Source organism: Virgibacillus necropolis (assembly GCF_044793635.1).
In the GTDB taxonomy this organism is placed as follows: Bacteria; Bacillota; Bacilli; order Bacillales; family Amphibacillaceae; genus Virgibacillus_F; species Virgibacillus_F necropolis_A.
Genome location: NZ_CP084992.1, coordinates 2,986,643 through 3,006,425, shown reverse-complemented (window position 1 = coordinate 3,006,425; position 19,783 = coordinate 2,986,643). Strand labels below are relative to the sequence as shown.

Genomic DNA, 19,783 nt, shown 5'->3' with positions numbered 1-19,783 from the left:
ATAAGTGAAATATTTATTTAACAATTTAAAACGACCCTTTTTATTTTTTAATTAAATTCTTATGCAACACCTATTACATTAGAAGTTCATTTTTTTCCTTCGCTTTCTGGCATTTATTTTTGGTGTTACATAACCACGCTCATAAACTCTACCTTTTTTCATACTGCGGACTTCTAAAAAACCATCCAGGTGTTCGGCATTATGTTCTCTGATTGCTTCAATTAATATTAATGCAGCAACACGTGCATCTTCTAACGCATGATGATGTTCAAACAGAATATTATGATGCGTGGCCACTGTATTTAACCGGTGATTCATTAAGTCCGGCCACACGTTTTTGGAGATTTCTACTGTACACAAATATTCCATGTTGGGATATGTAAGATTATAGTGATCCAATGTCTTCCGAAGTACACTCATATCAAAACTTGCATTATGGGCTATAACAATACTATCAGTTAAATAGGATTCAAATTTCGGCCATAGTTCTGTGAAGGTTGGTGCATCTATCACATCCGCTTCCACAATACCATGGACCCGGGTATTAAAAGAGCTGAACGCCATAAGCGGATTTATTAAACTATAAAACTCATCAACTATTCCTGTTTCATTTGCAACAACAATTCCAATTGCGCATGGGCTATGACGTTTTTCATTTGCAGTCTCGAAATCTATAGAAACAAAGTTCATAAAACTGCCTCCTTACTAGATAATCTAACTAATTGTTTTCTATTATATCATTAAAGACCACCCTACTTCTAAGTATAAATAGTATTTCTTCCTACTACTTATGAACCTGTTGCAAAACAATCTGAAATGTTAGAATGTTGATAACCATTTAGTTAATCCTTTGCTGGGAGGAAATGAAATGAAGGACTATGCTCAAGTAATTCCATATCAAGTGATTAAACAAATTGACCAAGTGGAGAATGAGGTTCCAAAAGGTGTTGAGCTTATTCAGGCACCAGAAATTTGGAGTAAGACAAAGGGTAAAGATATTACGGTAGCAATTCTTGATACAGGTTGTGAAGCAGACCACCCCGACTTAAAAGACCGCGTAATAAATGGCAAAAATTTTACAGATGATGATAATAGTGACCCAGATATATTTAAGGACCACGCGGGTCACGGCACACATGTGGCAGGTACAATTGCTGCCAGTAATAACGATGCTGGTGTATCTGGAGTTGCTCCCGAAGCTAACTTACTTATTGTAAAGGTACTAAACAAAAACGGTTCAGGTCAGTATGACTGGATTATTAACGGAATCAATTTTGCCATCGAACAAAAAGTAGATATCATTTCCATGTCGCTCGGTGGACCAAACGATAATGCCAAACTGCATGACGCAATCAAAAAAGCTGTTAACAACAATATTCTTGTAGTTTGTGCAGCAGGAAATGAGGGTGATGGCGATCATTCAACAGATGAATTTGCCTACCCAGGAAGCTATAATGAGGTTATCAGTGTTGGAGCAATTGATTTGAAACGACGCTCTTCTGATTTTTCGAATTCGAATAACGAAATTGATTTAGTTACACCTGGAGAAAATATATTATCTACCTATTTAGATGGTAAGTATGCCAAATTGAGCGGAACATCCATGTCTGCTCCCCATGTTTCAGGAGCTCTTGCATTAATAAAAAATTTGGCAAATGATTATTTTGCCAGAAATCTTTCAGAACCTGAACTCTACGCACAATTAATCAAAAGAACCGTTCCATTAGGCTTTTCACCTATGCTCGAAGGAAATGGACTCCTATATTTAACAGCTCCAAAGTATCTAACCAAAATATTTGATCAAGAATTGAAATCGTCAATAATGAAGTCTTTGTAATAGGTTCCCACTGGAACGACAAATCCCTCATCCACTATGTTGGATGAGGGATTTTTAGTTTTGAAAATTTGTTCATTAATAAGTATGTGGAATTTCTTCAATAGTAGCCCCTAGTTTCTTACCCATGATAATTTGGGGTTCTGTGCCTGGTATAAGAACCACATTTCTCTTAATAATTTGCCATTCCCTACTTTTATACAGATTAATAGCTGGGAAGTTATCAATAGATGTTGTCAGAATTGAAGTGTCATGATTTACGTAATTCAACAAATAGTCGTGTAACTGTTTGCCGATGCCGCTTTGCCTACTTTTAACATCAACTGCTAGCTCGACAAATTCAAAACATTCCTGTAACCATTTATTCTTTTCAATTTCGTCTAAGTGTCCGTCTAACTTATTCCGGTAGAATTGTTCAGGTAAAGAGGTATAACCATAAGCGAAACCTAAGATTTCCTCTGATTCATTTATGTATTTTATTCCTCTGAAACCCGGATAAGTTACATGCTTTATAAACGTTTGTTTAGCTTCGTATAAATCCTCAGAAGTATAGTCGTTTCCAATAAAAGCACCACAGTATATTTCAGCTAAAGCATTTACATCCTTGCCAATACTGGTTTCAATGGGTTTTAAGTTAATCATTGTGGTCACCATCCTTTAAACTGCATCAGGTTACATGTAAGATTGTTTTTCAGAACCTATTAATCTCTTTGGTTATCCTTCCTACTCTTTTTGACTATCAGAAATGTAATTAGACCGATGCATCCTAACAATATAAAGAGTGGTAGGTTGCCAATAAGGAAGACAAATAGCCCGGAAAAAGCGGAGATAAGAAAGTTGATACTTTTCAAAAATTGTTGCTTGGTTTTTTCCCACGTATTTAATTCATCTTTACTTATTCCTGAAAGCTTTACATTATTTTCTTCAATTTGAATTGTAACAGTTGCTAAGTCAGCTTTGTTTTGCAAGTATTTCATTTGACCTGTTATTTCCTCAATTTCTCCCTGGACTTTCGCTAGGTCCTCAGAAATAGTTAACAGATCTTCCGTTTTTTCTGCTTGTTTCATAAAGGAAAGTAACCGTTTCTCTACAACATGTTTAGATTTCAACCGTGATTCAAGATCAATATATTCCTCTGTCACATCCTGGCCTGTAATCGAACTTTCCAAAACTTTGCTACTGCCTTTTTCCACGAACGTAATAAATTCCCGAAACTGATCCTGAGGAATTCGTGCGGTTATTTGACCACTGGTGGATCCTTCTTCGTTGTCTCCATACATATTCGATTCCACAATATATCCACCACGATTTGTCACTTGCGTCTGAATATCATTTAAAACCTCCTGAAAGTTTTTCACTTGAATACGAAGATTAGCAGTATAAATTATTTTTCGGTTTACATGGCTATTTCCCTCTTCATTGGAATTAGCGTCTTCCGAATGGGACTTACCATCTTGTTGCTCATTTGCAGAATCGTTTGTTCCAGTTCCAATATTAGCGTACTCGCCTTTCCCTGCTGTACTTTCTTCCGTACTAGAGGCAGCCTTATCCCCCGAATCACTACTTTTTCCCTCATTACTACAAGCAGCTGCAAAGATGCCAAAACTTAGCATAAACATTATGAACAATATCTTTTTCACATTGCACACCCCATCCAGGTTAACTTCCAACAGAATGCGAAAACATTTCCAATGGAAGTTCTTTTAGGTATAGACGGAAGTTACTGGGAAAAGTTACGTGTGGTAGTCATCCTTTTTTTGACGAATATTATTTATCACGATAAACAACTCTTGTATTACAAATCATATCGTGTAGTGCTTTCTTTTCTTCATTCCAGCCTGCCATCATAAATCCAATAAATAAAAGAAGTGCTGAAATAAAATAAGATAAATATCTTCCTATCGATTTTAATAAACTTATTTGAGTTTTATCTTCATTTAATACTTGAATTCTGCACGCCAGTTTTCCAGGCGATCCTTTATATTTGCTTGCCGTGAAAAAAACAACAAAAATAATGGCATATGTTATATTCACAATACTTTCAGATGGAGCATTATTATCATACGTATTCATGTTGTATCCATTGAAGTATGCTTGATCGTTAAAAATAGTTGCAACTATAAATGTTAATACAAAAATAATTAAACCATCTACTAAATTTGCTAAAAACCGAATCCAAAACCCAGCAGGTTTATAATTATACAATAGAAGCACTCCTTACTATTTATATAAAGTGTATGAACTTTTCCATTTAAACACCACTAATCTTCATACTTTATCCTAGTTAATATTCGACAAATAGGTTAGAAATCCTGTTAGAAAACTTGGCTTATCGCCAGGCCTTAATGGCGAAAGCCTTAGTTGCACTTATGCAGTAAGAAAGGATTTTTACTTTCTTAACTGCCAAAAAAACACTTGGTTACTAAATATTAGCCAAGTGTTTTTAGGTGTATTCTACATGCTATTTTCATTAGAAACATAATATTTCTTCAATCTTAAACTTCTTTTATATCGAACGAAATAACTCGATCTGTGTTCGGATTGTAGATAATATTGCCTTGGACCGTAATTGTTTCCTGTGGCGATTGTAAAGTAAATTCATATGTTTCCTGTATTTGTGTAGGAGACAACTGTGTTTTTGCTACCGTGTTATATTCCGTTATGCTATAACTCGGATAAGCCGTTTGCGTAACTTCCAATAAATATTTCCCCCATTGTTCTTGCTCTAATTCAGGCGACGGAATAATTTCAACATTTATTACTCCCACACTTGGATTTGCTCCCAGTGCTTCAAAGGCTCTCCTATGAAGGTTAATTTTATTGGCTGGATACCCAGGAACTTGATCAACTACCGTTACCAAAATCTCCCTTGGAACAGGTGTAGAAACATTCCTTATCTTTAGTTGTTGGCCACACTGATAAGGTGAATTTTCTCCGACAGCTACTGTCATATATTCATTACTGGACCAAGGAATGCCACATTGTGTAACTTGTCCCCCCTCTGTCCATGTAGCCTGACCCCTAACTGGTTGTTGACGCTCTGAATAGTAATAAGGATACGTAGGATAAAAACTATTGTAGTTATCATAAGGGTTAGGCTGATAAGGACTATTTACGTATCGATTTCTATTTGGATTAAAAGAGTAATTTGAATACATATTTTCTCCTCCTGTCTTAAACATATTCTCTTGTTACCATATGCTTAAATAAGGTTGACCTGTGACAGGAATTTATATTAGCTGGTACAATAAAAAACGACCACAACTGTAGTCGTTTTTTATTGTAATCATTAGTGATCTAATAAAAGTTCGTTTGCTATCCTATAGCTTCAATTATTTGGGATCCACCACACCAGGGCGAGAGTTTTTAATAAAGAAGGATAACACGAGACCGATAATCGCAAAAATTCCAGCAACGATAAATGAAACATTAACGCCGTGAACAAGTCCGTTAACACCTTGATCAGGGAGCGCATTATTTGTCATAACTGTAACAAGCAAGGCCGTTCCAACTGCACCTGCTACTTGACGCATTGTATTATTCATCGCAGTTCCATGTGGTATTAAATCGTTTGAAAGCTGGTTCAATCCTGCTGTCGTTACCGGCATCATAACCATTGCAACCCCAAACATTCTCACTGCGTTAACAACTGTTAAATACATAAATGTTGTCTCAGCAGAAAGATTAGTAAACATGAATGTTGTTACTGTTATAATAGCTAATCCAATAATTGACAGCCATCTAGCACCAAATTTATCAAATAATCTTCCCGTAACAGGATTCATCAATCCCATTAAGAGTGCACCAGGCAGTAGCATCAATCCTGATTCCAATGCAGTAAAACCTAACATATTTTGCATGAGTAACGGTAAAACAACCGAAGCTCCTATCATTGCTATGAATACAACCATACCGAGAATCGTTGTTAAGGTGAAAATTTTATTTCTAAATACCCTAAATTCAAGTATTGGTTCTTCTAGTTTCAACTGTCTTAATATAAACCAAGTAAGAGCAACAGCACCAATGATCATAGATATACCGACTTGCGCACTAGTCCATCCACTACCACCAGCTGTACTAAATCCATATAACAATCCACCAAAACCTAATGAAGATAAGATAATGGAAAGGATATCAAGCTTAGGAAACGTTTGTTTCGTAACGTTTTTAAGAATGAAGTAAGCAACAATAATATCAATTATAATGATCGGTAAAATCACATAAAATAAGCTTCTCCATGGAAATTGTTCTACTAACCATCCGGATAAAGTTGGTCCTATCGCCGGAGCAAAAGCAATAACTAATCCAAACATCCCCATTGCTGTTCCTCTTTTTTCAATAGGAAAGATGAGAAACATAATCGTTTGCATTAGCGGCATAATTATACCTGCACCAGCAGCTTGAAGGACTCTCCCCGCCATTAAGATAGCGAAATTCGGTGCAATAGCACAAATAATAGTACCTATTGCAAAAACAAACATCGCCGTAAGAAACAACCTTCTTGTTGTAAAACGTCCAATTAGAAATGCAGTGATTGGGATCATGATACCATTAACGAGCATAAAAATAGACTGTAACCACTGGGCAACGTTTGCGTCCAGATGTAAATCAGCCATAATATGAGGTAATGCAGTAGCTAAAAGTGTTTGATTCAATATAGCAACAAAAGCCCCTGATATTAATACAATCATGATTGGCCATTTATTGAAAGTTGGTTCCCCTGATTGCGGAGGAGCTTGATTTTCAACCATATTCTTCCTTCTTTCTTTACTATAAAATTCGTCGCATGTACAAGAAGACATTTTAACATAACTAATGAGCGACTAAAAGAAATAGGATTGGCAAATCTTAACTTAAAAAACGGTAGGATACTTTCTTTGGTATCCTACCGTTTTTCGCTGAAATTAACTTATTCTTTTTTACTTTTATCAAGTTTTGGCAATATAGTTTTAGCAATATTTTCATCTAGATCCTCGTAAGCATAATAACCAATTGTACGATAAAGTTCTTCACGGGTTTGCATCTCGTTAAGCATTTCCTTTTGTGTATCATTATGCAAAATTCCCTCGAATACTTTCTCGTAAGCTTTAGCAGCAACACGCAGAGAAGTAACCGGATAAATGATCATGCTATATCCAAAGTCTTGAAATTCCATTCCTTTATAATAAGGTGTCTTTCCAAACTCCGTCATGTTCGCAAGTAAAGGTGCATCTATTGAATTGCTAAATTTTTTAAATTCCTCTTCTGATTTAAGTGCTTCCGGAAAAATCGCATCAGCTCCAGCTTCAATATAAAGCTTTGCACGTTCAATTGCTTTATCAAAACCTTCAACAGCTTTTGCATCCGTTCTGGCAATTACAATCAAATTTGATGAAACATCCTTGATTGTTTTAATTTTTTGCATCATATCTTTTTGTGAAACTAAGGTTTTACCGTTCAAATGACCACATTTTTTCGGTAGATTTTGATCTTCAATTTGAACAGCAGCAACTTTTGCCTCCTCCATTTCTTTAGCTGTGCGTGCTACATTAAGTACGCCACCAAAACCTGTATCAATATCAACTAACAGGGGCAAATTGGTTGCCCTTACTAGATCCTTGGCTCTAGTAGCCATTTCTTCTGAGGTAATCATCCCGAGATCAGGCAATCCACGGCTTGCTGTGTAGGCTGCACCAGATAAATAGATTGCTTGAAAACCTGTTTCTTTTGCAACAAGCGCAGACATTCCGTCGTGGGCGCCAGGTATTTTTAAAATCTCATTATCATTCATTAATTCCCGAAACCTTTCAGCAAGAATTGTCTGACTAGACCCTTCTTCCACAATCCAAGACATAATTATTCCTCCTCGTATTTGGTTATGAATAGCTTTGTAGATTTGTTAAATGATAAGCATTTCCATAAAGTCATTTACATTTGTTGAATTCAATACTTTACTATCCTGGCATAATTCATAAATATCCTTTGTCCTTTTAGCAGGAAAACGGGTCTGTAAATTATTTTTGAATTTTTCAAGTAATAATGGCAACCCTTCCGTTCGACGGCGTGGGTGACCAATTGGATATTCCTGTTCCACTTTTTCCGTTTTTGTCCCATCTTTAAAACTAACCTCGATGGCGTTTGCAATTGAACGCTTGTGAGGATTAAGATAATCGTTACTGTACTGGCTATCTTCAACAACTATCATTTTCTCTCTTAAACGATCAATACGAGAATCCTGTGCCATATCCTCTTCATAATGATCAGATGTCATTTCACCAAATATTAATCCTATTGCTGCAATATATTGAATACAATGGTCACGATCTGCCGGATTGAATAAAGGACCAGTTTTGTCAATAATTCTAAGTGCAGATTCATGTGTACTAATCGTTATCGTATCAATTTCTTCAAGACGGTTTGCAACTTGATTGTGTAATTCCAATGCACATTCAAGAGCTGTTTGAGCGTGGAACTCTGCAGGATACGCTATTTTGAATAAAATATTGTTAATAACATAGCAATCTAGTTCTTGTGAAATTTTCAGTTCTTTTCCACCAAACAATACATCTTGGAAGCCCCAATTTGGTGCAGAAAGGGCTGTTTTATAACCCATTTCCCCGTTAATCGCCATAAAAGCAAATCGAACAGCTCGACTTGTAGCATCTCCTGCGGCCCAGGATTTCCTTGAACCAGTGTTCGGTGCATGACGATACGTACGTAGGCTTGAATTATCTATCCAGGCATTGGACATAGCGTTAATAACTTCATCTTTCGTACCTCCAAGCATAGTTGTTACAACAGCAGTTGAAGCAACCTTCACAAATAAAACATGGTCCAACCCTACACGATTTAAACTATTTTCAAGGGCTAACATTCCTTGAATTTCATGTGCTTTGATAATCGCTTGAAGTATTTGATTTATTTTAATTGGTTCTTTTCCTTCTAAAATTCTTTTACGACTAGAGTAGTCAGCTACAGCTAATATTCCGCCTAAATTATCTGAAGGATGTCCCCATTCTGCGGCAAGCCATGTGTCACTAAAATCAAGCCACCGAATCATACAACTAATGTTAAACGCGGCATGTACTGGATCAAGTTCAAACTGCGTTCCAGGAACTCGAGAACCGTGCGGAACAATTGTCCCTGGAACAATAGGTCCTAAATGTTTCACACATTCTGGATACCGAAGTGCAAGCATGCCACACCCAAGTGAATCCATTAATACGAGACGTGCAGCCTCAAATGCTTTTTCATCTTTAATTTCTTTATGTAACGCATAATCAGCAATTTTTACAAGTAATTGATCGGTATGATTTATAGTATTATCTGTATACATCTTTTTACCTTCCCTTCTAACTAAGCTCTAATTTTAGTTGATTATCACAACAAATAAGACCAATAAAAGTAAACCGTGGATAAAACAATTACAATCCAAATAAAAACGACAATGCTTCCTGAGTAAAATAAATCTTTCTTTGTAAAATAGCCATACGAATAAAAAATAATATGGACAGGTGATTGTGTCACAAAAAAGAATGCCGGTACACCTGCAAGAAAAACTGCCATTGCTATTGTAAGAGAAGGTATGCCATCAACATGTTTGCCAATAACAATTGCAAATGGAATCATTAACGTCATATATCCTAAAATACTCACAAACAAACTTCGTAACAGTACAGTAAGAACCACAAGAATAAATAAGATCATAAAACTATTATTAAAAGGAACATACTCAATAAAAGCTTTAGCAAAAAAGTCTAGCGTTTCTGTACGGATAAGCAAATGAGATACTATTAATGTTGAAGCGAAAAACAAAAGCATCCCCCAATTAACATTGTCTTTTGCCTGTTTCCACTCCCAAATCCCAATCAATGGAAGCATTGTTAGGACTGCACCAAGCATTGCAATCATTGAAATGGAGTAACCGTGATAAGGTTGTAGAATCCAAAGCAATACAATAAAACTAATTAAAATAATCATTTTTAACTCAGAGCGTTTAACTGACCCTATTTGAACAATCTTTCCCTCAATATAATTCATAATTTCCCTGCTGTTCACACTTTCTAATGGGAAAATCAACAAAAGAACAAGCCAAAGTACAACGATAAAAATAATCATAGGAGGCGTAAATAATAACATCCACATTAAATAACTAATTTCACTAGTAGACGTGTCATTAAACATACTAAAAGCATATATTGTAGAGTTTGCACCAGTGACAACTGCAGCGCCACCAATAGTAACTACATGGCTTCCAGCAATAAATAATGCTTTCGATATATTTTTCGCTTTTCCCATTTTTGTAAAGTGCGTTGCAATGTTATTTAGAACCGAAACAATTAGATTTCCTCTTCCTATATTGGAAGGAATAAAAACAGATAAAATCAAAATTAATAACATGAGCACAAATAAAAGGAGCTTTCCGCTCCCTTTTGACAATCTTAAAGCATATAAAGATATTCTATATGCCAGTCCTGATTCTAAAAAGGCGCCAGAAATGATGTAGGTGGAGAATAACAACCAAACTACATCAGATCCAAGAAACCCTAATGTTTCCTCAAAACGAAAAAAGTGAAAAGACACAATAAGCATGATGATTAACGCAGAAAATGGAAATGGAAATACCCCGCCAACCCACAATATTTGTGCAATGATCAATACACCACATGCTTGAACAATATCGTTCCATTCAAACAATATTGGAGAAACAAAAATCAAGTACACGAATAAAGAAATTAATAAAAGAATGCTTCGTTTTTGCATACAGATTCCCCACATTTATAACTGGAACTCTTATTGTTTTCTATTTCGAAATCTTTTTACCATTAATGGATAGAACAAGGATAATAGCGTTAGAAATACTAAACAAATTGCAATAGGTGAATCAAAAAATATACCTAAGCTACCATCAGAACTAACAAGACTTTTTCTAAAGTTTTGCTCCATTCCTGTTCCAACTATCAAAGCTAAAATTAATGGTGCTGTCGGAAAATCAAATAGTTTCATAAACAAACCTATAACACCGAAAATAATTAAAATATAAAAGTCTATCACGTTATAACTCATCGTATATGTTCCTATAAAGGCTAACACCAAAATCATTGGGTAAAGTACCTTTGCTGGTGTGTCCAAGATTTTCACAAACCAACTTACCATTAATATGTTGATCAAAAACAAGAAAACGTTACCTAAAAACATACTGTCGATCAAGCCCCAAACTAAATCAGGGTCAGTTTGAAATAATAGCGGTCCCGGCTGGACACCTAAACTAATAATAACACCCAGCATGACAGCGGTTGTTCCAGAGCCTGGAATCCCCATTGTCAGCAAAGGAACCATCGCACCTATAGAAGCCGAGTTATTTGCTGCTTCCGGTGCTGCGACCCCCTCAATTGCTCCCTTACCAAACTTTTCGGGGTTTTTGGAAAGCTGTTTCTCTGCCGAATACCCGAGCATCGAGGCCAGTGTTCCACCAGATCCAGGTAAAATTCCGACAAGAAATCCGAGTGGTGCACTCCGTAAAATCGGCCATTTTGAACGTTTCCATTGATCCTTTGTAATCCATATCCGATCATATTTTCTTTTCTTATCTTTTGGCCTATCAATTGTTAAGTAATTGTACAACACCTCTCCAACGGCATAAATACCGATGATGATTACCAGGAAACCAATTCCCCCACTGAGTTGAGCGCTTCCAAATGTAAAACGATAAACACCAGTCTGCAAATCAATCCCCACTGTGCTAAGTAATAGACCTAAAGCCATTGATATAAATCCCTTTGTCATGTTACCAATGGACAATGATACAACCATTGAAAGGGCAAACAGATAAAGTAAAAAGTATTCTGCGGGTCCAAATTGTAAAGCTAAGTTCGCTAAAGGCTTTGCTAAGAACATGAATCCGAGTACTGCAATTATGCCGGCAATAAAAGATCCTATTGCGCTTATAGCGATAGCCTGGCCTGCTTGTCCATTTTTGGCCATTACGTTGCCATCAAATGTTGCGGCTATCGCTGAGCCATCCCCCGGTGTATTTAATAGAATCGAACTTAGTGATCCGCCGTACATAGCACCATAATAAATAGTAGCCATCAAGATAATTGCACTTGTTGGATCCATACCATATGTTATTGGGATTAATACCGCGATAGCAGTTGCGGGCCCTAGACCTGGTAGCATACCAACAATCGTGCCTAAAAATCCGCCAAATACCACATATAATAAATTTTCAGGTTGTAATGCTGTCATGAATCCTTCTATAATACTTTGAAAATCAATTCCCATGTTGCTTCCTCCAAACTAAGGCAAACTTACACTTAATAATTCACTGAATGCATACCAGGTTCCAAAAGTAAAAAGAACCGTAATTACGATATTTGCAATCCATTTTTTCTTTCCATTGACTACAAACAATAACGCCCCGAAGAAGATCAATGTAGACGCCAGAAATCCTATTCTCAGGAATAAAACAGAGTAAATTATGGATAGGATTAAAGTTGAAGTGATCAAAAACAACGTTCTTTTTGAGAAAAGAGCAGATACTTCTGGGTTCTCCTTTTCACCTTTCCTCCAGACATTAACTAAATAGATAACACTTACGATGAATAAAAATACTCCAATAGCCATTGGAAAATAACGTGGTGTATTTGGGTCACTGCCCAATTTGGCACCTGGCAAATTAATTGACATGATAAAATATATAATGCTAACTGAGATAAAAAAGACAGGCATAATATATTGGGTATACTTCATTTTTTTATCATCACCTTCATTAAAAAATCTTCGTGTATATAGTAAACTTCATTCAATGGAGGCTTTATTTTCCAATGAATATTAGTTGCACTCACCGGGCTGTACAGACAGTTCCCCCCCATTTCCTTGACTTTTGAAGTGGGGGATTTATGTCCGTCAAACCGCGATAAATGGGCCACACCAGACCCATTTATACACGTTAGAACAAAACTTATCTTTCTATTCTATTAAACCAGCACTTTTAAGCAGTTTTCCGTACTTTTCAGATTCCTCTTTCAAAAATGTTTTCGTTTCAGCGCTATCTTTATAGAACGATTCCCATTGATTATTCTTTAGAACCTCTTTCCACTCATCAGATTTCACCATTTCGCCGATTTTTTTATCCCAATAAGCTATAGCTTCTTCTGACATATCCGGTGGGCCAATTACACCTCTCCAATGCGGGAAGACCATGTCGATACCTTGTTCTTTCCATGTTGGAACGTCTTTCAGTTTGTCCAACCTTTCACCAGAAGTTACAGCTAAAATATCAACTTTATCTGCTTTATATTGTTGCTCAAGTTCGGAGACTGACATCATTGCTGCGTCAACATGTCCACCTACTAGTGCTGTGATTTGGTCTCCACCACTTCCGTAAATTAAGAATTCAAGTTTAGATACATCAACACCAGCCAAGATACAAGCTTGAACGAAGGATAAATGTGCGTCATTTCCAAGACCTGGAGCAATTGCGATTTTCAGTGAACTTGGGTCTTTCTTCAATTGCTCCATTAATTCTGATGCGCTTTTAAATTTAGAATCTGCTGGAACACCGAGTGCCATCCATTCTGTGGTTAAAGTCGCAATTGGTGTAAAATCTTCATGGGTCAGTTTACTTTGGCCCAACAAATTGTTTGTAATCAACAGGCTAGAGTCAATTGCTAAATTATGACCATCTTTACTTTTAAGGTATTTCCAACCAACTTCACCACTCCCACCAGGTTTGTTTACAACACTAATTGGTTTTTCAACCAATTCATTACCAGATAAAACCTTTTTCATTGATCTGGCTGTGGTGTCCCAACCACCACCTGGGGTTGCAGGTGCAACAATTTCAATATTTTTAGTCGGAAATTCCTTTCCCTCCCCAGAACTCTGTGAAGAACATGCAGCAACAAATACCAATGATAGCGATACAAGCATGAATAATAATTTTTTCAATGTTAATCCCCCTGTATTAAGAATTTTGATTTGTTTAAATGTTCAATTCAAATAATAAAGCAGAAATCACGAAATGTAACCGTTTCCACCATAAGCTTTTTTAATAATTTTAAAAACATTTTGTTCATTTTGTTCACATGAACTAAGAAAAGCGCAAGCGCCCGTTAAGCGACGTATGGACTGGGCTGAACCGAAGGAGATAAAGGAAACACGTTGAGCTAAAGCGAACCGATGTTGACTTATCGTACGGAGGTGATGGAAGTCCACTAGGCGCTGGGCGCTGGAGCTAGACAGACTTTCGTTTATACTCTCCTTGAACTAAAAAAGCCACCTTGATAAGTATCAAAGATGGCTAATCAAAAGGATAATATTTTCGCTCTGGACGTCCGACTACACCATATTCAAGTTCTGCTTTTGCTCCTTCATCTGAAACCAAATATTCTAGATACCTTCTTGCTGTTGTCCGCGAAGCTCCCATTTTTTGCCCCATTTCATCAGCTGTTGTTCCATCTTCCAAGGTATATAATATTTTTTTTATTTTTTGTAATGTCAATGGGTCAATTCCCTTTGGTAATATTTTTTCTCCAACTGACTCCTTTTTTACATTACCAAAAAAATTATCAATTAAGGACTGATTAACTTCCCTTTGACTTTCAAGTAGCTTTTTCTTTGCTTTATAACTTTCAATAGTTTCTATAAAGCGATCCAGGGTGACAGGTTTAATAAGATAATTATAGACACCGTTACGAACCGCTTTTTCAAGCAATGTTTTATCTGTTGCAGCAGTAATCATGATAACATCCACTTTTGGGAAGATTTTTCGTATGTTTGGTAACAATTCCGTACCAAGCTCATCAGGCATATAAATATCTAATAAAAGCAAATCAACATCATATTTCTCTAGCAACCTTATAGTATCTTTTGCATTGAGTGCCTTTCCAACAATTTCGATATCTTTCATTTTTAATATAAATTCCTCATGAATAGATGCTACACGGAAATCATCTTCAGCAATCAGGACTTTAATCAATGGTCTCCCTCCTTCGCCTCTTTGGGTAAAAATATGGTGAAGATTGTTCCTCCTTCATTACGGTTTGTTATTTCAATGTCACCATTCAAATCTTCTACAACTTTTTGTACATTCGCTAAACCATATCCCCTATTTTTATTTCCCTTCATGGAGAATCCTGTTTTAAAAAGGTGATCCATCTGATCCTCTGTAATACCAACCCCACTGTCACTTACCTCAAAAAGAACATCATGTCCCATATCTATAGCAAAAAAAGAAACGTTCATTTCATTATTCTTGTTTGATGATTCAACCGCTTCAAAAGCATTGTCAATAATATTACCAATCATTGTTGCTAACTGGGAAATCCCCATATGTTCAGGAAGAGTTTGTAGTGAACTGTTTTCATCGATTGAAAAGTTAACCTTTTTCTCTGAGGCTTTACTAATTTTACCTAACAATATGGCCTGTACATTGGAATCGTGAATTTGGTCAAATAGAATTCGATTCTGATCTTTGTGTACAGTTGATTCTTCCTGAATCATATCTATTGCCTCATCATATTTCCCTAATTGAAGCAATCCGGACAATACATAAAGTTTATTCGTGAATTCATGCGTTTGCGCCCTTAAATCCTCTGAGTACATTCTTACCTCAGAAAGCGTATTAATCATATCTTGAATTTCTGTTTTATTTCGAAAGCTGGAAACTACACCGACAATTCCACCATTCTCAATGACAGGTGTTCGGTTAACAATGATTGCTTTGTCATTTATTACCATTTCCCGGTCTTTTTCTTTTACACCTGTTTGTAAAACCTCTAACATCCCTGTATTTGGTAGATACTTTTCAATAGGTTGGCGGATAGCCTGTTCGGTTAGCCCTAATAGTTCTTTCGCAGAATTGTTCAGCATAGTAATATTCCCTGCATCATCTATGGCAAGCACACCCTCTTTTATTGCTAACAGAGTGGCATTACGCTCTCTGTACAATGAAGCAATTTCATAAGGTTCAAGACCGAGCGTATCTTTCTTAATATTTCTGGCAAGGAACACACTACCAGTAATGCCTAAAACTATAACCAGTAATGCGAACAAACCACTTTGTAATAGATTTTTTAGTAGCATTGATTGTATCTTCTCTTTGGAAAATCCAACAGTCACAACACCAACTAGTTTCTTATATTTTCCTTTATCAATAAAAATCGGAGCTTTCCCTCTTATAACAGCTCCTAATCTTCCAGAGTATTCAGAGTTATAATAGCCTCCAAATACTAACGCTTTGTAGTTATCATCACCCAGTATTTTTTTGCCAATTTCTTCTGGATTTGGGTGTGAATACATGGTTTCGTTACGATTCGAAACAATCACAGAAGCCGCCCCAACTTGCACCCGCACCTGTTCTGCTATCCTTTGTACATCAGCAGATGATTGTTTAGATAGAAACGCTTCTTTAATAGTTGGCATAAAAGAAACGGTCTTTGCGGTCTGTAATGCCAATTGTTTTGTTTGCTCCTGCGTCTCCTTATATTCAATATAAGCAAATATACCAGTTAAGAGTATAACGACAAATAATACTAATGAAATAATGAGTCCCAATATTTTTGTTTGTAGTGACACATTTAGGATCTTCTCCATTTTATCTCCTCAAAAGTCATGTACTTTTTTCTATTATAATAGTAAACCTTGAATATTCAAAATGCTATGGAAAAATGAAAAAAGGTCATTTCTATGTGTTCACCTATTAAATAGTTTAAACCCCCGTGTTCACAGGTGCATAGTGATCACGGGGGTTTTACTTCTTAATCGTGTATATTATTATTATTCAATCTCTGATACTTTAACAATCGCTTTCCCTAAGTTTGCGCCTTTAAACAGGTCAAGAAAAGCATCAATTGTATGATCAAATCCATCTGTAACTGTTTCTTCGTAGTTTAATTTGCCTTCTTTTAGCCATCCCGCCAACGCTTCCGAACCTTCTCTGAAACGAGATGCATAATCACCAACTGTGAAGCCCCTCATCAATGAACTCGTTTTGATCAAGTAGCCCTGTACGCGTGTTCCAATATCAGCTTCCTCATTATTGTAAGACGAAATAGCCCCACAAACAGGGATACGAGCAAACTTATTCAATAGTGGAAGTACAGCGTCACCAATTTCTCCACCGACATTTTCAAAGTAAACGTCAATTCCGTTGGGACATGCTTTATGGAGTGCTGTTTTAACGTCCTCTGTTTTATAATTAATCGCGGCATCAAACCCTAATTCATCTATAAGGTACTTTATTTTCCCGTCCGAGCCAGCAATTCCCACTACCTGAGCACCTTTGATTTTTGCGATTTGGCCGACCACTGAGCCGACTGCACCAGCAGCCCCTGATACAACAACCGTTTCACCTTTTTTAGGCTGTCCAATTTCTAGCAGACCGAAATAAGCGGTCAAGCCTGTCATTCCTAACACGCTTAAATAAGCAGACGCTGGTGCGAGAGTAGTATCAATTTTTCTAATCGCAGACTCCTCAGCAACCGTGTATTCCTGCCATCCCAGCATTCCTGTAACAATGTCGTTTTTCTGGAAATGTGGAGATTTTGATTCAACAACTTGCGCAACTACACCACTCGAAATGACTGAATCTAACTTAAATGGCGGTACATATGATTTCACATCATTCATTCGTCCCCTTAAATATGGGTCGACTGATATATAATTTGTACGAACAAGCACTTCACCTTCAGCAGGCTCGCCAATAGGTGCCTGAGTAAATTCAAAATCCTCCTGCTTTGGAGTGCCTAATGGTCTTTTCATGAGTTTAATTTGTTGCTGCAATATATTCATCCTTTCTTTGTGCACTATCAAATATACAGGTAAATGCAGTTACTGTTCAACGTTTGAGTTTAACACCTTTCATTTAACCCACAGTTAAAAAATAGAAAAGCGCAAGCACCTTGGTCAGCCCTGACAAGTTTAAGACGAATCTCTTAGTGATGATTTTTATCACAAAGAGATTTGACTTAAAACCTCGAGGGGCTAGTCGCTGGAGCTAGACAGACTTTCGTTTATACTTTCCTTGCTCTTAAAAAAATCATGAATCTGAATTACTATTTACATAAGCCTGTTCTTCTTCTGAACTCAAAATTCCCGTGGCTATTCCAACCGTTCCATCCTGTAACCTCCAAACGGCATTATGGTCATTATCCACACTTGAAAAGTTACCATTATTCCACTTCTTCAAAATGTCACGATAAATGTTTTCATGTTTTAACTTAACACTTTCCAAGCCTTCTAATAGCCATGTAATGCGACTTGGATGAATCTCATAGAAACCCCACTTTTTGCTGGCTTGTACCTTCTGATGTGACATTCCATGGATATATTCTTGATACATATAGTCGCTTAATTCAACCAACTTTGTTTCTTCGCCAAATGGATTCAATTCTTTTTCTTTAAATGTTGTCAACTCTTCTTCTGTGATTGTTCCTTCTATATTTTTTCTGTTTTCGTGAAGTTCCTTTACTACCGCATCTTTTTCTTTTTCCCCTGAAGTGTTCTCCGTAATTCCAGCGGATAACCACGTGAATGTTCCCCAAGCAACTAAGCCAAGTACTACTACCGAACAACCTATGATGATTAAAGCATTTTTCATCTAATCCCCCTGACTATATTCAAGTTAATTAAAAGAATATTTAAGTATCTGTAACTTGTTTCAGCTTATTATTATACTTCTACCAAAAGGTAAAAATCCCTTTAAATTGTAGAGTAAAATTTTGCCTTTGATGAAAAAAGGTATACAAATAATAGCATCGTGACCAAAAACATGATTAAAGCGCCAACGATTACTATAAATTGAATGGAAATCAATTGTGCAGCCGCGCCAAATATAATAGTAGATATTATGACTAAAACCGCTTCAATTAGACCATATATACTTCCCACCCGACCCATCATTTCGGCAGGAATATTGTTTTGATAAAATGTGTAAAATCCTGTATTCGCAAATGCTAAAGCAAATGAAAGAATAAAGAACCCAAATGCAGCACCAAAAAAGTCATGAGAAAATGCATAAACGATGTATCCTGCTGACAGAAGTAGGGATCCACCCCCGATAAGCATGGATGTTGCTAATTTTTTTACAAAGCATGCATTAACTATTGCTCCCACCACAATTCCAGCACCTGCAATACTCACTAAAAACCCATATTTCCCATCAGAAAGTGATAGTACTTCTTTTGAAAAAGCCGCTTCTAATGAATCAATTGCCGCAGTCATTACCATCACACAACTAAACAAGAAATAAATGACCATGATGTAGACGTTCCTCTGACTAAACTCCTTAACTACACTCCAGTCTTTTTTCAAAACAGCGAAAGAAAATTTCTCTTGGTTTGAATCAGCAACATGATTTTTTTCCAGATCAGGCATAAATAAAGTTACTACCCCCGATAAAAACAAAGCAATTGCATTCATATATATCGCGAAGTTAGGTGACCCAATGATAAACATGATTCCTGCGATAGCTGGTCCTATAAGAAAACCACCTGAATCAACTAAACTTCGTAATGAGTTGAAACGCTTGCGATGCTTGGCTGGTATTAGTTTCGTGATATATGTCATGGATGTTGGTTCAAACATTGCACTTCCCATATTGATAAACAAAACAAGAACATAGATTGTCCAAAGGGATGACAGTGATGGCAAGATAGCAATAACGATTGCTCTGGACATATCTAGGTATACCATTAGATTTCGCTTGTTAACACGATCTATCAGACTGCCGGACCAACTATTTGTGACAACTGCCGCCAATGGTTTAATAATATATAAAGCAGCAACAGCAAGCGGTGAGCCAGTCATATCTAACACTATTAAATTCAAAGCTATTAAATATATCCAGCCTCCAACATTCGATATGCCAATACCAAACAATAATATAAATGGGTACTTCCAGGGCTCTACTAACCTATTCATACGCACAGTAATTCCTCCTAAAGTATATTTGGACAAGAAAAAAAC

Annotated in this window: 18 protein-coding genes; 1 reads left to right on the top strand and 17 read right to left on the bottom strand. The window is 36.6% G+C overall.

Going from position 1 to position 19,783, the window contains the following annotated elements; translation table 11 throughout:
• Nucleotides 1–78: 78 nt before the first annotated feature.
• Nucleotides 79–690 (bottom strand): 3'-5' exonuclease, encoded by a 612-nt coding sequence (locus tag LG329_RS14710; protein WP_404451570.1) that lies wholly within the window; start codon nt 688–690, stop codon nt 79–81.
• Nucleotides 691–868: 178 nt separating this feature from the next.
• On the opposite strand from LG329_RS14710, the gene LG329_RS14705 reads away from it, so the two are divergent.
• Nucleotides 869–1,837 (top strand): S8 family peptidase, encoded by a 969-nt coding sequence (locus tag LG329_RS14705; RefSeq protein ID WP_404451569.1) that lies wholly within the window; start codon nt 869–871, stop codon nt 1,835–1,837.
• Nucleotides 1,838–1,912: 75 nt separating this feature from the next.
• Here LG329_RS14705 and LG329_RS14700 read toward each other — a convergent pair whose 3' ends face one another.
• The 16 genes from LG329_RS14700 to LG329_RS14625 all read right to left on the bottom strand — a co-directional run bounded on the left by LG329_RS14700 (nt 1,913) and on the right by LG329_RS14625 (nt 19,738).
• Nucleotides 1,913–2,476 carry a GNAT family N-acetyltransferase gene (locus tag LG329_RS14700; protein ID WP_404451568.1) on the bottom strand — a complete coding sequence of 188 codons (564 nt, stop codon included), beginning with the start codon at nt 2,474–2,476 and terminating at the stop codon, nt 1,913–1,915.
• A 59-nt stretch (nt 2,477–2,535) separates the two neighbouring features.
• Nucleotides 2,536–3,474: a DUF4349 domain-containing protein gene (locus LG329_RS14695; RefSeq protein ID WP_404451567.1), complete on the bottom strand. Its 939-nt coding sequence runs from the start codon at nt 3,472–3,474 to the stop codon at nt 2,536–2,538.
• A 127-nt stretch (nt 3,475–3,601) separates the two neighbouring features.
• Nucleotides 3,602–4,048, bottom strand: a complete 447-nt coding sequence (locus tag LG329_RS14690) for an RDD family protein (RefSeq protein ID WP_404451566.1) — start codon at nt 4,046–4,048, stop codon at nt 3,602–3,604.
• A 281-nt stretch (nt 4,049–4,329) separates the two neighbouring features.
• The gene (locus LG329_RS14685; protein ID WP_404451565.1) at nt 4,330–4,992 is read right to left on the bottom strand and encodes a DUF3889 domain-containing protein; all 663 of its coding nucleotides are present in this window, start codon (nt 4,990–4,992) and stop codon (nt 4,330–4,332) included.
• 174 nt (nt 4,993–5,166) lie between these two features.
• Complete coding sequence (locus LG329_RS14680) at nt 5,167–6,585, bottom strand: DHA2 family efflux MFS transporter permease subunit (protein ID WP_404451564.1); 1,419 nt, start codon at nt 6,583–6,585, stop codon at nt 5,167–5,169.
• Nucleotides 6,586–6,743: 158 nt separating this feature from the next.
• The gene (gene prpB, locus LG329_RS14675; RefSeq protein WP_404451563.1) at nt 6,744–7,667 is read right to left on the bottom strand and encodes a methylisocitrate lyase; all 924 of its coding nucleotides are present in this window, start codon (nt 7,665–7,667) and stop codon (nt 6,744–6,746) included.
• 45 nt (nt 7,668–7,712) lie between these two features.
• A complete protein-coding gene (locus LG329_RS14670; protein WP_404451562.1) occupies nt 7,713–9,149 on the bottom strand; it encodes a bifunctional 2-methylcitrate dehydratase/aconitate hydratase in 1,437 nt (478 codons plus the stop codon).
• Nucleotides 9,150–9,193: 44 nt separating this feature from the next.
• Nucleotides 9,194–10,576 (bottom strand): SLC13 family permease, encoded by a 1,383-nt coding sequence (locus tag LG329_RS14665; protein WP_404451561.1) that lies wholly within the window; start codon nt 10,574–10,576, stop codon nt 9,194–9,196.
• 30 nt (nt 10,577–10,606) lie between these two features.
• Entirely contained in the window at nt 10,607–12,097 is a 1,491-nt protein-coding gene (locus LG329_RS14660; RefSeq protein WP_404451560.1) for a tripartite tricarboxylate transporter permease, read from the bottom strand.
• Nucleotides 12,098–12,112: 15 nt separating this feature from the next.
• A complete protein-coding gene (locus LG329_RS14655; RefSeq protein ID WP_404451559.1) occupies nt 12,113–12,565 on the bottom strand; it encodes a tripartite tricarboxylate transporter TctB family protein in 453 nt (150 codons plus the stop codon).
• 219 nt (nt 12,566–12,784) lie between these two features.
• The gene (locus LG329_RS14650; RefSeq protein WP_404451557.1) at nt 12,785–13,765 is read right to left on the bottom strand and encodes a tripartite tricarboxylate transporter substrate binding protein; all 981 of its coding nucleotides are present in this window, start codon (nt 13,763–13,765) and stop codon (nt 12,785–12,787) included.
• A gap of 352 nt (nt 13,766–14,117) precedes the next feature.
• The gene (locus tag LG329_RS14645) at nt 14,118–14,795 is read right to left on the bottom strand and encodes a response regulator (RefSeq protein WP_404451556.1); all 678 of its coding nucleotides are present in this window, start codon (nt 14,793–14,795) and stop codon (nt 14,118–14,120) included.
• Nucleotides 14,792–16,411 carry an ATP-binding protein gene (locus LG329_RS14640; RefSeq protein ID WP_404451554.1) on the bottom strand — a complete coding sequence of 540 codons (1,620 nt, stop codon included), beginning with the start codon at nt 16,409–16,411 and terminating at the stop codon, nt 14,792–14,794. Before LG329_RS14640 ends, LG329_RS14645 begins: the two co-directional genes overlap by 4 nt.
• Nucleotides 16,412–16,594: 183 nt before the next feature.
• Nucleotides 16,595–17,608, bottom strand: coding sequence for an NADP-dependent oxidoreductase (locus LG329_RS14635; RefSeq protein WP_404451553.1), 1,014 nt, complete (start codon nt 17,606–17,608; stop codon nt 16,595–16,597).
• A gap of 247 nt (nt 17,609–17,855) precedes the next feature.
• Nucleotides 17,856–18,416 (bottom strand): DUF6241 domain-containing protein, encoded by a 561-nt coding sequence (locus tag LG329_RS14630; protein WP_404451552.1) that lies wholly within the window; start codon nt 18,414–18,416, stop codon nt 17,856–17,858.
• Between the two features lie 101 nt (nt 18,417–18,517).
• Nucleotides 18,518–19,738 (bottom strand): MFS transporter, encoded by a 1,221-nt coding sequence (locus LG329_RS14625; RefSeq protein WP_404456694.1) that lies wholly within the window; start codon nt 19,736–19,738, stop codon nt 18,518–18,520.
• Nucleotides 19,739–19,783: the final 45 nt, after the last annotated feature.

Coding starts and splice junctions, on each gene's coding strand:
- LG329_RS14710 (WP_404451570.1), bottom strand. CDS start 690: ATGAACTTTGTTTCTATAGATTTCGAGACTGCAAATGAAAAACGTCAT.
- LG329_RS14705 (WP_404451569.1), top strand. CDS start 869: ATGAAGGACTATGCTCAAGTAATTCCATATCAAGTGATTAAACAAATT.
- LG329_RS14700 (WP_404451568.1), bottom strand. CDS start 2,476: ATGATTAACTTAAAACCCATTGAAACCAGTATTGGCAAGGATGTAAAT.
- LG329_RS14685 (WP_404451565.1), bottom strand. CDS start 4,992: ATGTATTCAAATTACTCTTTTAATCCAAATAGAAATCGATACGTAAAT.
- LG329_RS14680 (WP_404451564.1), bottom strand. CDS start 6,585: ATGGTTGAAAATCAAGCTCCTCCGCAATCAGGGGAACCAACTTTCAAT.
- prpB (WP_404451563.1), bottom strand. CDS start 7,667: ATGTCTTGGATTGTGGAAGAAGGGTCTAGTCAGACAATTCTTGCTGAA.
- LG329_RS14670 (WP_404451562.1), bottom strand. CDS start 9,149: ATGTATACAGATAATACTATAAATCATACCGATCAATTACTTGTAAAA.
- LG329_RS14665 (WP_404451561.1), bottom strand. CDS start 10,576: ATGCAAAAACGAAGCATTCTTTTATTAATTTCTTTATTCGTGTACTTG.
- LG329_RS14660 (WP_404451560.1), bottom strand. CDS start 12,097: ATGGGAATTGATTTTCAAAGTATTATAGAAGGATTCATGACAGCATTA.
- LG329_RS14655 (WP_404451559.1), bottom strand. CDS start 12,565: ATGAAGTATACCCAATATATTATGCCTGTCTTTTTTATCTCAGTTAGC.
- LG329_RS14640 (WP_404451554.1), bottom strand. CDS start 16,411: ATGGAGAAGATCCTAAATGTGTCACTACAAACAAAAATATTGGGACTC.
- LG329_RS14635 (WP_404451553.1), bottom strand. CDS start 17,608: ATGAATATATTGCAGCAACAAATTAAACTCATGAAAAGACCATTAGGC.
- LG329_RS14630 (WP_404451552.1), bottom strand. CDS start 18,416: ATGAAAAATGCTTTAATCATCATAGGTTGTTCGGTAGTAGTACTTGGC.
- LG329_RS14625 (WP_404456694.1), bottom strand. CDS start 19,738: ATGAATAGGTTAGTAGAGCCCTGGAAGTACCCATTTATATTATTGTTT.